Origin of the sequence: Rhizobium tumorigenes (genome assembly GCF_003240565.2) — a bacterium.
Classification (GTDB): Bacteria; Pseudomonadota; Alphaproteobacteria; order Rhizobiales; family Rhizobiaceae; genus Rhizobium; species Rhizobium tumorigenes.
Window position 1 is genome coordinate 3,277,501 of sequence record NZ_CP117255.1, and the last position, 12,518, is coordinate 3,290,018.

The 12,518-nt window shown below is 58.1% G+C and carries 10 protein-coding genes and 2 rRNA genes (1 of these 12 running past the window's edge); 5 read left to right on the forward strand and 7 right to left on the reverse strand.

The features are described from left to right. Positions 1–2,304: ribosomal RNA gene (locus PR017_RS15965) — 23S ribosomal RNA — on the forward strand; it begins 538 nt to the left of the window's first position. Between the two features lie 188 nt (positions 2,305–2,492). Then, positions 2,493–2,607: ribosomal RNA gene (rrf, locus tag PR017_RS15970) — 5S ribosomal RNA — on the forward strand. 244 nt (positions 2,608–2,851) lie between these two features. On the opposite strand, the gene PR017_RS15975 is transcribed toward rrf, so the two are convergent. The 7 genes from PR017_RS15975 to PR017_RS16005 form a co-directional block, all read right to left on the reverse strand. Then, positions 2,852–3,280 carry a Fur family transcriptional regulator gene (locus PR017_RS15975; RefSeq protein ID WP_111215824.1) on the reverse strand — a complete coding sequence of 143 codons (429 nt, stop codon included), beginning with the start codon at positions 3,278–3,280 and terminating at the stop codon, positions 2,852–2,854. A 159-nt stretch (positions 3,281–3,439) separates the two neighbouring features. Further along, entirely contained in the window at positions 3,440–4,297 is an 858-nt protein-coding gene (locus PR017_RS15980) for a metal ABC transporter substrate-binding protein (RefSeq protein WP_111215826.1), read from the reverse strand. 66 nt (positions 4,298–4,363) lie between these two features. Then, the gene (locus PR017_RS15985) at positions 4,364–5,224 is read right to left on the reverse strand and encodes a metal ABC transporter permease (RefSeq protein ID WP_161959282.1); all 861 of its coding nucleotides are present in this window, start codon (positions 5,222–5,224) and stop codon (positions 4,364–4,366) included. After that, entirely contained in the window at positions 5,224–5,964 is a 741-nt protein-coding gene (locus PR017_RS15990; protein ID WP_111215829.1) for a metal ABC transporter ATP-binding protein, read from the reverse strand. The genes PR017_RS15985 and PR017_RS15990 overlap by 1 nt, the downstream gene beginning before the upstream one ends. A gap of 232 nt (positions 5,965–6,196) precedes the next feature. Then, positions 6,197–6,838, reverse strand: a complete 642-nt coding sequence (locus PR017_RS15995) for a DUF1007 family protein (RefSeq protein ID WP_111215831.1) — start codon at positions 6,836–6,838, stop codon at positions 6,197–6,199. A gap of 178 nt (positions 6,839–7,016) precedes the next feature. Then, positions 7,017–8,231 carry a YcaO-like family protein gene (locus PR017_RS16000; RefSeq protein WP_240538816.1) on the reverse strand — a complete coding sequence of 405 codons (1,215 nt, stop codon included), beginning with the start codon at positions 8,229–8,231 and terminating at the stop codon, positions 7,017–7,019. A gap of 68 nt (positions 8,232–8,299) precedes the next feature. After that, on the reverse strand, positions 8,300–8,788 hold the full coding sequence (locus tag PR017_RS16005; protein WP_111216870.1) for a nucleoside deaminase: 489 nt from the start codon (positions 8,786–8,788) through the stop codon (positions 8,300–8,302). Between the two features lie 346 nt (positions 8,789–9,134). Here PR017_RS16005 and olsE point away from each other — a divergent pair, with 346 nt between their 5' ends. The 3 genes from olsE (at position 9,135) to eutC (ending at position 12,515) form a co-directional block, all read left to right on the forward strand. Beyond that, positions 9,135–10,127 carry an ornithine lipid hydroxylase OlsE gene (gene olsE / locus PR017_RS16010; RefSeq protein ID WP_111215833.1) on the forward strand — a complete coding sequence of 331 codons (993 nt, stop codon included), beginning with the start codon at positions 9,135–9,137 and terminating at the stop codon, positions 10,125–10,127. 199 nt (positions 10,128–10,326) lie between these two features. Beyond that, positions 10,327–11,730, forward strand: a complete 1,404-nt coding sequence (locus PR017_RS16015) for an ethanolamine ammonia-lyase subunit EutB (protein WP_111215834.1) — start codon at positions 10,327–10,329, stop codon at positions 11,728–11,730. Further along, positions 11,727–12,515: an ethanolamine ammonia-lyase subunit EutC gene (gene eutC, locus PR017_RS16020; RefSeq protein ID WP_111215836.1), complete on the forward strand. Its 789-nt coding sequence runs from the start codon at positions 11,727–11,729 to the stop codon at positions 12,513–12,515. The genes PR017_RS16015 and eutC overlap by 4 nt, the downstream gene beginning before the upstream one ends. The last annotated feature ends 3 nt before the right edge of the window (positions 12,516–12,518 follow it).

Here is a 12,518-nt window from a genome sequence, read left to right on the forward strand (position 1 = left end):
GGGAAAGGTGAAAAGCACCCCGACAAGGGGAGTGAAATAGAACCTGAAACCGGATGCCTACAAACAGTGGGAGCCCGAAAGGGTGACCGCGTACCTTTTGTATAATGGGTCAACGACTTAGTGTAACTAGCAAGCTTAAGCCGGTAGGTGTAGGCGAAGCGAAAGCGAGTCTGAATAGGGCGATATAGTTAGTTGCATTAGACCCGAAACCGAGTGATCTAGCCATGAGCAGGTTGAAGGTTGGGTAACACCAACTGGAGGACCGAACCCGCATCTGTTGCAATAGATTGGGATGACTTGTGGCTAGGGGTGAAAGGCCAATCAAACTCGGAAATAGCTGGTTCTCCGCGAAATCTATTTAGGTAGAGCGTCTGACGAATACCCCCGGGGGTAGAGCACTGGATGGGCTATGGGGACTCACCGTCTTACTGATCCTAACCAAACTCCGAATACCGGGGAGTACTATCAGGCAGACACACGGCGGGTGCTAACGTCCGTCGTGAAAAGGGCAACAACCCTAACCTCCAGCTAAGGTCCCCAAGTCATGGCTAAGTGGGAAAGGATGTGAGGATCCCAAAACAACCAGGATGTTGGCTTAGAAGCAGCCATCATTTAAAGAAAGCGTAACAGCTCACTGGTCTAGTCAAGGGTCTTTGCGCCGAAAATGTAACGGGGCTGAAGCCATGCACCGAAGCTGAGGATTGGCAAAACTCTAGCGAGTTTGCCAGTGGTAGCGGAGCGTTCCGTAAGCCTGTGAAGGGAGACCCGTGAGGGCTCCTGGAGGTATCGGAAGTGCGAATGTTGACATGAGTAACGATAAAGGGGGTGAGAGACCCCCTCGCCGAAAGACCAAGGGTTCCTGCTTAAAGTTAATCTGAGCAGGGTTAGCCGGCCCCTAAGACGAGGCGGACACGCGTAGTCGATGGGAACCACGTTAATAATCGTGGGCCTGGTGGTAGTGACGGATTGCGTAACTTGTACGATCTTATTGGATTGATTGTGCAGGGAAGCGGTTCCAGGAAATAGCTCCACCGTATAGACCGTACCCGAAACCGACACAGGTGGTCAGGTAGAGCATACCAAGGCGCTTGAGAGAACTATGTTGAAGGAACTCGGCAAATTGCACGCGTAACTTCGGAAGAAGCGTGGCCCCACTCGAGGCAACTCTTGTGGGGTGGCACAGACCAGGGGGTAGCGACTGTTTACCAAAAACACAGGGCTCTGCGAAGTCGCAAGACGACGTATAGGGTCTGACGCCTGCCCGGTGCTGGAAGGTTAAAGGGAGGGGTGCAAGCTCTGAACTGAAGCCCCAGTAAACGGCGGCCGTAACTATAACGGTCCTAAGGTAGCGAAATTCCTTGTCGGGTAAGTTCCGACCTGCACGAATGGCGTAACGACTTCCCCGCTGTCTCCAACATAGACTCAGTGAAATTGAATTCCCCGTGAAGATGCGGGGTTCCTGCGGTCAGACGGAAAGACCCCGTGCACCTTTACTATAGCTTTACACTGGCATTCGTGTCGGCATGTGTAGGATAGGTGGTAGGCTTTGAAGCAGGGACGCCAGTTTCTGTGGAGCCATCCTTGAAATACCACCCTTATCGTCATGGATGTCTAACCGCGGTCCGTTATCCGGATCCGGGACAGTGTATGGTGGGTAGTTTGACTGGGGCGGTCGCCTCCGAAAGAGTAACGGAGGCGCGCGATGGTGGGCTCAGACCGGTCGGAAATCGGTCGTCGAGTGCAATGGCATAAGCCCGCCTGACTGCGAGACTGACAAGTCGAGCAGAGACGAAAGTCGGTCATAGTGATCCGGTGGTCCCGCGTGGAAGGGCCATCGCTCAACGGATAAAAGGTACGCCGGGGATAACAGGCTGATGACCCCCAAGAGTCCATATCGACGGGGTTGTTTGGCACCTCGATGTCGGCTCATCGCATCCTGGGGCTGGAGCAGGTCCCAAGGGTTTGGCTGTTCGCCAATTAAAGCGGTACGTGAGCTGGGTTCAGAACGTCGTGAGACAGTTCGGTCCCTATCTGCCGTGGGTGTAGGAATATTGACAGGATCTGTCCCTAGTACGAGAGGACCGGGATGGACATATCTCTGGTGGACCTGTTGTCCTGCCAAGGGCATAGCAGGGTAGCTAAATATGGAATGGATAACCGCTGAAAGCATCTAAGCGGGAAACCAACCTGAAAACGAGTGTTCCCTATCAGAGCCGTGGAAGACGACCACGTTGATAGGCCGGGTGTGGACGTGCAGCAATGCATGAAGCTTACCGGTACTAATAGCTCGACTGGCTTGATCGTTCTCATTGCTTGTGCTCATCTCAGGGCAAGTGCAAAGCACTTGTCCCGACAGAGCGAAAGCGTAGCTTTTGCGTACAACCCGGCAACCGCTTCGCGGTTGTCCGGACCGACGCCAAACGTGTTCACATAAACTCAAGAAAAGCAGGGCATAGCCCTGCACCAGCTTCTCAAATGTTGCGCTTTGCCGACCTGGTGGTCATGGCGGGGCACCTGCACCCGTTCCCATTCCGAACACGGCCGTGAAATGCCCCTGCGCCTATGGTACTCCGTCTTAAGACGCGGGAGAGTCGGTCGCTGCCAGGTCTGCAAAACGCAACATAATTCTCATTCACAATCGCATAACCACACAACGTCGTTCCAAAAACCAACAATCAATACCGTTTGCATAACGCAAACAGACAACGGCAAATGCCAACGTCACATTCCGCGGGGTGGAGCAGCCCGGTAGCTCGTCAGGCTCATAACCTGAAAAGTCCAAGCTCAGAAATCTCACCTCTATAAATTGATTAATAACCGCCGGCGTCGTGTCTGGCGGGTTTTGCGTTTCTTACGCGGTTGCAGCCAGCTTCGGAGATGCTAAATTTCTGCAGCGGGTGCAAAAGCCACGGATCTCGATCGTCGTCTTCTCGCGCTTGAAATCGCTTTTTTCCTGCCACATCGCCAGACGTTCGCTGATGATGTCGTCGTGGAACTCTTCTACCTTGCCGCATGTCTCGCAGATCGCAAAGACGGTCACGCCACCGCTGTGGCTGTGGCCGGCGTGGCTGCAGGCGACGAAGGCATTGATGCTTTCGAGGCGATGGACCTTGCCGAATGCGAGGAGTTTTTCCAATGCGCGGTAGACCTGAAGCGGGGCCCGAAAGCCATCGTCGCGGAGCCGTTCCAGGATCGTATAGGCGCTGACCGGCTCGTGCGACTTTTCGAGGATGCCGAGCACCAGGGCCTGATTCTTCGTGAGCTTTTCCGGTACGGTCAAATTTTCGTCGCCAATGTTGTTTCTAGCATCCGTTCGTCGCCTGTATCGCCGGATCTATATCAACGAAGCTCCAGGCTCAATCAAGGTGTGGTCGGCGCGACCGGAAATCAATGCCGGACGGCCGACGGTAGCGCCGACTGAGGCGCTACCGTCGATAGACTATTTCTTCTCCAGTGCAGAAGCAATCTGGTTAACGTTATAACGGAACATCTTTATATAAGTGGATGCAGGGCCGTTTTGGTCGGACAGGGCCTCGACGTAGAGCTCGCCGCCCGGCTGTGCCCTTGTCGCGGATGCGACCTGTTTGACCAGCTTCGGATCGTTTGAATTCTCGAAGAAATAGACCTTGACGTTCTCGGCCTTGATCTGGTCGATGAGTTTGGCGACATCGGCAGCCGACGCCTCTGTTTCTGTCGAAAAGCCGATCGGCGCCAGGAACTTGACCTTGTATTCCCGGCCGAAATAACCGAATGCGTCGTGGCTTGTGAGAATCTTGCGCTTGTCGTCAGGCACAGGATCGAGCTTTTCATGGGCGTATACATCGAGAGACTTCAACTGCTTGCGATAGCTCTCGGCATTCTGCTTGAAGGTCGCAGCGTCTTCCGGATCGGCGGCAGCCAGGGCTTTTTCGATATTGTCCACCCAGACCATGACGTTGACCGGGCTGTTCCAGACATGCGGGTCGGTGACGGTTTTTCCGTCTTCTTCCATGGTGCGGGTGTTGATACCGTCGGAAACGGTGATCGGCGTGCCCTTGTAGCCGGATGCGGTGATGAGCCGGTCCATCCACCCTTCCAGCCCGTCGCCGCTGACGAAGACCAGATCAGCCGCCTTTAGGTTGCGGGCGTCGTCCGGGGATGGTTCGAACTCGTGGGGGTCGCCGTTCGGCCCGACCAGCGTCTTGACCTCGACATTCTTGCCGCCGACCTCGTGGACGACGTCGGCAAGGACCGTGAAGCTTGCAACGACATCCAGCGTCTTTGCTGAAGCCGTTGAGGCCATGGCGGTCAACGCCATTAGCGCTGTGCTGGCGTATGCGATAGTGCGAAGGTATGTCACGCTTTCACTCCTGTATTGGCATCATCAGATGCGGCTCGGAAACAGGCGCCGGACGGCGCCAGAGGGGCAGAACAACAGCGACAGGCAATAGAGCGAGGCGGCGACCAGGATGATCGTCGGTCCCGATGCCAGGCCGAAGTGGAAGGAGACGATCAGGCCGACCAGCCCCGAAAGCGCGGCAATGCATGCCGAGATAGCGAGCATCACCGGCAGGGTTTTTGCCCAGAGCTGTGCGATCGAGGCTGGCAGCATCATCAGGCCGACGGCCATCAGCGTGCCCAGCGCCTGAAAGCCGGCGACAAGATTGAGGACGACAAGAAACAGGAACAGCACGTGGTAAAACGACCCGTGGCCACGCACCGAACGCAGGAAACCGGGATCGAAGCACTCGGCCACCAGCGGCCGGTAGACGACTGCAAGCACGAGGGCGGTGAATGTTGCGATGCCGCCAACGAAGTAGAGAGCGGTGGCATCGATTGCGAGGATAGTCCCGAACAGCACATGCAGCAGATCGATGTTCGAGCCGCGTAGCGAAACGATCAATACGCCAAGGGCCAGCGATGTCAGGTAGAAGCTGGCAAAGCTGGCGTCTTCCTTGAGGACCGTGGTGCGGCTGACCAGTCCCGACAGAAGCGCGACAACGAGGCCTGCAACGATGCCGCCGAGACCCATGGCCGGCAGTGACAGGCCACCGGCAATGAGGAAGCCGATGGCAGCTCCTGGCAGGACTGCGTGGCTCATGGCGTCGCCGACGAGGCTCATGCGGCGCAGCATCAGCAGGACGCCGACGGGCCCGGAGCCTAGCCCAAGGGCTACGCAGGCGATCAGTGCGCGGCGCATGAAGCCGTATTCGACAAAGGGATGGACGAGGGCGTCGTAGAGCATCACAGGACTACCGGCTCCGGCTGTTCGATAGCGGCGTTTTCAGCCATGGCGCGCGCCTTCTGCAGGTTTCCAGTCGTCATGGTACTTTCTGTCGGCCCCCAGCTTACGGCCTCACGGGCCATCAGCAGCGTTTGCGGGAAATGGCTGCGGACCTGCTCGAAATCGTGAAGCACCGCGATGATGGTGCGACCGTCATCGTTCCACTGGTGGATGATCTGCAGCAGATCACGCGTGGTAGCGGCATCGATAGCGGTAAACGGCTCGTCGAGCACGATCACCTTGGCATCCTGCAGCAGCAATCGTGCAAACAGGACGCGCTGGAACTGGCCGGCAGACAGCGAACCGATATGCTGTCGCTCGAAACCGCCAAGACCGACCGCTTCGAGCGCTGCCCGTCCACGCTCGGCAGTCTCACGCGAAATGCCGCGGAAAGCGCCGCTGCGGTTCCAGGCACCAAGCATGACGGTATCCGCGACGCTCAGGGGAAAATGCCGATCGATCTCGGCCGCCTGCGGCAGGTAACCGAAATCCTTCGGTCGCAGGGCATCGAGATGGATGGCGCCCGACTTGAGCTTCAGGTCGCCCATCAGGCCTTTCAGAAGCGTCGATTTCCCAGCTCCGTTCGGGCCCGCGATGGCGGTCAGGCTTCCTTCTTCGAAGGTCCCGGAGATATTCTTGACCGCCAGGTTCTTTGCATAGGCAATCGAAACGTTTTCAAGGCGGATACGCTGCATGGTCATGGGAGGCTTACCGCCCATGCTATAGCCAGCCAGAGCATGGCAAGCAAAATCGCCACGGCCACCAGCCGAACGACGGAAGAGCGGCCCATCAGCGACCGGCGAAAGGGATCTGAGTTTGGTGACATCGCGATATCCACTGGCATCGATGGTTTGTTATAACATATCATTTTTTCTGTCGACTATAATTTTGGCATCCGATCCGTTTAGCGTGAGCATGCCCGTAATGTGCGCATCAGCATTTCATTTCCAGCCGCGTTGCAACGAGCTGCGAGAAGTTTGTCCCCATCGGGTCGTTGAAGAACAGGCTGGTCAGGGTCGCCTGGTTCTGCGCGATGATCTCGTCCGGGTTTGGCCGGACGACCTTGCGGCTGCAATGGGAAAAGCCGGCGCCTGATGTCGCCATGTCGTTGTCGCTGGCGAAATCGACTGCGGTATAAAGTGTCTGGTCGTAGATCCCGAAGATAGCCGTGCCCACCAGCTTGGTCTTGGTCACCGGCTTGAGAGAAAAGGTCAGTATCAGCGCGCCATCCTGGTAGTCCGCCTGTATGGACTCAGGCTTGGCCATGGGGACCGCTTTGCCGTTAACGGTGACGTTGGTGTAGTATTTGTATTGTTCGAGCGAGTTTCGCACCGTCTTGCCGACGGCCAGCAACTCTGATTTGTCGAGCGTGTTGTTTTCGTTCTTGTCGAAGTCCAGAAGCACCGAAGACGAGAAGACATCGTCGAATTTCCAGACGTTGCGAAGCTCAGTCAGTGTTCCGTCCGCCGAGGCGACGGCCTCGAACCTGGCGTCGATAAAGATATGCGGATGGGCAAAGGCCTGGGCGGGTACGGATGCGGCGAATGCTGCCATCAGGATCGTCAAGCGGACCACGAGGTCTCTCCGCGCTGCCAGGATGATGAATGATCGTCGCCGTTTTTTCGCTGTCGCGATTTCGGCGTAACGGTTGAGCGTTTCAACACTGCAATGGTGGCGACAAGGAGACGACATGTCCTCCCATGCAAAAAGCATCTTGTCGGATATGAGCAGGCGAAAGAGGGGATTTTCTGCGTCAGGCTCCTCCCAGCACGCGCGAAATTGCTCTTCCGCCAAATTTTCGCTTTCGCGCGCCGTCCGGATTTTCGAGCTCCGGCACGAAAATCTTGGCTACGGTTATCGGCACTTCCGGGCTGGATAGAGTAACGGCAACGGCTCTCCCTATCCCCGCCCGCCTCAGCCCGTCGAGTGAATTGGAGAGCAAAACCGCCGGACCACCCGATATCGCTACAGCTTCGATTGGGCGCAACGCAGGGTCGATCGCAAAGCACTCCAGCGTTTCAACCGGCAGCGGCTGGGTAAAGCAACCTGGATCGATATCGTCGCGCGCGCCGCTGATGAACGTCAAGCGCGATTGCGCGGCTTCTGTGATGGCCCTGATCCCCGCGCGGATCGGATCGGGGTGGGTTCCGCTGCCGTGGCTGACGTCGCGATAGAGCGGCTGGCGTCGTGTCGCAATGTCTGCGGGGCCCAAAAGGGCCGAGTAGCAGGGAATTCCGATGTCGCTGGTAATATCGAACAAGACGAGTTTCAGCCCAGCTTCTGTGATCCGCCTCGCTAGGCCGTCGATGACGGGGTCGCGGAAGGCGCTGGCGGCAATGCAGCATTGATGGCGACGCTCCCGGCTTGTCACCTGCCATAAAACATAGGCATCGCGTTCGATCCTCTCCAGCAATCCATGCAGCACGGCTTCATCATAGGTGTTGCCAGAGGCAAGGCCGTCCGATGACTGCCAGAACCGGCCCGTCTTGGTTCGGTCCAGGACTGCCGCTTCGTAAGGTACATAGGTTGGCTCTCCTGACAGGAGATCGACGCCGGCGACCCATTCGACCGGCTCATCCGGTGCAATGTCGGCTTTTCCGGCGGCAACGAGACCGTCCAATCTATCGGCCAACGCGCCAGCATCCGTGAGCCAATTCCAGCTTCTCAGGGGTTTTGGGATGTCCGGCGCGCCGGCAATGGCTCGCTCCAATGCTTCCATGGCAGCCGAAACCTTGGCATCAATATCCGTGATGCCCTTGCCCTGGTTGATAACGATGGAGAGCGCATTGGGCGATACTGCATTCCAGACGGGAATGCCGATGTTGTCCAGGCCGGTCAGCCTGGAAAGCCGGGTGATACCGTAGCGCTGCAACAGCGGCGAAATTCGGCGCAGAGTTTCCGCAGGCGCGCGGATCCGGTCGGAATAAGCCGATCGCAGGCTTTCGATGTCGGATGAACTCGATACCAAGGCAACTCCCGTCGGCTCCGCAGGGCTGCGCCCAGAGGCTGCATGGCAGACATTATCGAAAGTCGATGCTACCAGACACCGTCATGCAATGCGCTGGCTTCCTCGCAAAGAAGAGGCCCGACGACGACAACCTTCCGCTGGCCAGCCGCAAAGACGGTGCGGCACGGGAGATCGAGCGTCGGGTTTTCCGGATGGTTTCCGGTGATATCCTTCAACTGGCTTTCGCTGAGGCCATAGACGACCCGGCCGACGCCGGCCCAATAGGCCGCGCCGGAGCACATGGCGCAGGGCTCGGCGGAGGTATACATCGTGCAGCCTGCCAGAAACTGGGGACGGTAGGCCTGCGACGCTCGAGTCATCAGCACGCGCTCGGCATGGCCGGTCATGTCCTGCATCGGATTGTAGGCGTTTTCCTGTTCCAGCAGTACTGTGCCATCAGGTCCGGCAAGGATTGCCCCGAACGGATGGTTTCCATTACTTCGGGCCCGGCTTGCGACTGCAAAGGCCTGCCGCAGCAGGCGTTCGTCATTGGCTGCCCAGAAGGCTTGGTCTGTCATGGGATATTCCTTCACGAACGTTGACGACACCTTCGGTGATCGTTCGCCGGCTGACAAGAGTCCATTTTCGATGCCATCGTGCGAGTAACTGCACAATCGGGGCAATGGAGTGCTTCGGCACTACGCTCCTTCCGTACGTGATCAACAAGCTCCATAAAGTCTAGCCTCGCCGGGATAGTCGTTGCCTTCGCGCCTCGGGCGTTGATCAAAAGTGCGTTAGATCGGCTTGCTGTGAAGGTGCGGCCTTTGAAAATGGCATTTCTTCGGTATAGGAATTGACCGCAAGCGATGCAGGACCGAGGACGATGAAGAAATGACATTTGCGCCCGAGGCTGCCGCGACCGAGATGGACCGAAAAGCGCATGGCTTGATCTATACGACGATCTCCAGCCTGCTGTGGCCGTCCTTTTTCATCGGCGGTCTGATCGGCTCCTATTTCGCCTTCAAGACCTCGGTTCCGCTGCTGTGGTTCAACGTCGTTTATCTGACGGTCGTCATCCTCATCAGTCTTTCCGAACGCCTTATGCCCTACGAGCAGACCTGGCTGCGCCGGGATGGCGAGACTTTCAACGATTTCGCCCATACGCTGCTCAACAAGGGCGGCGTACAGATCGTCGCAGCCATTGGCACCTCCTTTCCAATGGCCGTCGCCACCGTCGCCCAGCCCTTGTTCAGTCCGCCGACGTTTCTCTGGCCCCACAATGCACCATTGTTTCTGCAGGTCATTCTCGGGCTGATCGTTGCCGAATTCGGCCTCTACATCGCCCACCGGGTTGCCCACGAAAACCTGTCGCTCTGGCGTTTCCACGCGCTGCACCACAGCGTGGAGCGCCTCTGGGTCATCAACACCGGCCGTTTTCATTTCATCGATTCGCTGCTGAAGATCGCGCTCAGCCAGATCCCGCTCTACCTGCTCGGCGCGCCGCTGCCTGTCTTCCTTTGGATCGGTGCGGTCACTGCCTTTGTCGGGCTGCTGACCCATTGCAACATCGATGTCAGGACCGGTCCGCTCGACTGGATACTCAGCACGCCGCGCCTGCATCGCTGGCACCATTCCAGGCTGCTCGCCGAAGGCAACACGAATTACGGCGAAAACCTTGTTCTCTGGGACCAGATCTTCGGCACCTACTATAATCCGCCCCGCCCGTCGTCCGTTGATATCGGCATCAGTGGGAAGGTCGCCAAGGGGTTTCGTGCCCAACTCGCACAGCCCTTTTCCGCTAAGGGACGCCGGCAGATCATCGGCAAGGCGCCGAAGCCTACCGACGTGGTTCCACCCGTTCTGCAAAGCGACTTTGCCCGGCTGGCAAGAAGGCTGCGACTGATCGGCCGCAAATGAATGGCTGACTCGCAGGATGCGGGTGACGCATTTCTGAATTATTTTAGATCTGATGCCCTCTAAATAGGCATATTGGGGTCCAGCTTACAGCGGCTCTACATTTTATGGATATCAGCCCCGCATATGGCAGTCTTTCCCTTGGCCTAGGGTGGACGCTACTGTTGACTTTAATCTTGAGAGAAGTCCGGGGCGCGAACTTATGGCTTATACGATGACGGCCGGCGGCCAGCGCTTTCGGTTCGACTGTCTGAAGGATGTCCTGGCCGTGGCCTCGCCTGCTCGATCTGGTGATGCTCTTGCGGGGATCGCGGCGCAGTCGGATGTCCAGCGCTTCGCTGCCAAGATGTGCCTCGCCGACCTGCCGCTCTCCATCTTCCTGAATGAGGCCGTCATTCCTTATGAGAATGACGAGATCACGCGGCTGATTATCGACAGCCATGATGCAGATGCCTTTCGACCGATCGCCAGCCTGACTGTCGGCGATTTCAGAAATTGGCTCCTGTCCGAAGAGGCGACCACATCAGCTTTGAAGGCCATTGCGCCTGCCGTGACGCCGGAGATGGCCGCGGCAGTCTCGAAGCTGATGCGCAATCAGGACCTGATCCTCGCCGCAAAGAAATGCAACACGCCGACGGCTTTCCGCAATACGCTGGGGCTTCCCGGCAGGATGGCAGTGCGCCTTCAGCCCAATCATCCGACGGACGACCTCAAAGGCATCCTCGCCTCGACCATCGACGGGCTCCTCTACGGCTGTGGCGATGCCGTGATCGGCATTAATCCCGCCAGCGACAATCCCGCAGTTCTGTCCGGCATCCTGCGGATGCTCGACGAATTGATCGAGCGCTTTTCGATCCCGACGCAGACCTGCGTCTTGACGCATGTGACCTCTTCTATCGAAATGATCAACGCCGGCGCGCCGGTCGACCTGATCTTCCAGTCGGTGGCCGGCAGCCAGAAGGCCAACAGTTCATTCGGCATAGACCTGAAGGTGCTGCAGGAGGGACTGGACGCCGGGCGATCCCTGAACCGCGGCACTGTCGGCAACAATTGCATGTACTTCGAGACCGGCCAGGGGTCGGCCCTGTCTGCCGATGCCCATTTCGGCGTCGATCAGCAGACGATGGAGGCCCGCGCCTATGCTGTTTGCCGGCAGTTCGAACCACTTCTGGTCAACACTGTGGTCGGTTTTATCGGCCCTGAATATCTCTACAACGGAAAGCAGATCGTTCGGGCGGGGCTGGAAGATCATTTCTGCGGCAAGCTGATGGGACTGCCGATCGGTGCCGACATCTGCTATACTAACCACGCCGATGCCGATCAGGACGACATGGACACGCTGCTGACCCTGCTGGCGACGGCCGGCGTCAATTTCGTCATCGGTGTTCCCGGTGCCGACGATATCATGTTGAACTATCAGTCGACCTCGTTTCACGATCAGCTCTATGTACGCGAACTTCTGGGCCTCAGGCGGGCACCGGAGTTTGAGGCATGGCTGCAAAGCAGCGGTATCAGCGATGCCGCTGGCCGGCTTCTGCCGCAAAACGCTTCGAACAACGCGCTGATGTCGCTTGCAGAAGATACGATGATGGGAGCGGCAGCATGAGCAACGGTGACATCCCGGCCGGGCGTCGCGCCTCGCTTGCAAACATCGATGGTTGGGCCGGGCTGAAGAGCCACACCACCGCCCGCATAGCGCTCGGCCGCGCCGGCGCGTCGTTGCCGACATCGGAAGTCCTGAATTTCGGCCTGGCCCATGCGCAGGCGAAGGACGCGGTGCATCTCGCATTCGACGCCGATGCCGTAGCGGCCATTGTCAAGTCGATGGGGCTCGAGCCGTTGCTCGTGGAAAGCGCAGCGCCCGGCCGCGAAAGTTATCTGCGGCGGCCGGACCTCGGACGACGGCTTGCAGACGAAAGTCGGGCCATGCTTTTCGCCGATCGGCAAGAAGGCGCGGATATCGGCATCGTCATCGGCGATGGTTTGTCCGCCACTGCCATCCACCGCAATGTCGAACCTCTTCTGAGGGCACTGACACCGATATTGCGCGTCAAGAACCTGACGGTCTCTCCGGTTGCTATCGCCCGCAATGCCCGCGTGGCTCTTGCCGACGAGGTCGGGGTGGCGCTCGGTGTCCGCTGCGTGCTGATGCTGATCGGCGAGCGGCCCGGCTTGTCGTCTCCCGACAGCATCGGCGCCTATCTGACCTTCGATCCACGCGTCGGAAAGAACGATGCCGACCGCAACTGCGTTTCTAACATCCGGCCCGGCGGTCTGTCTTTCGGGGAAGCGGCCCACAAGCTGGTCTGGTTGATCGAGGAAGCTTTCCGCATGCAGGCGACAGGGGTACAATTGAAAGACAACAGTCCGACATTTGTTTTGCTGGGATAGGCC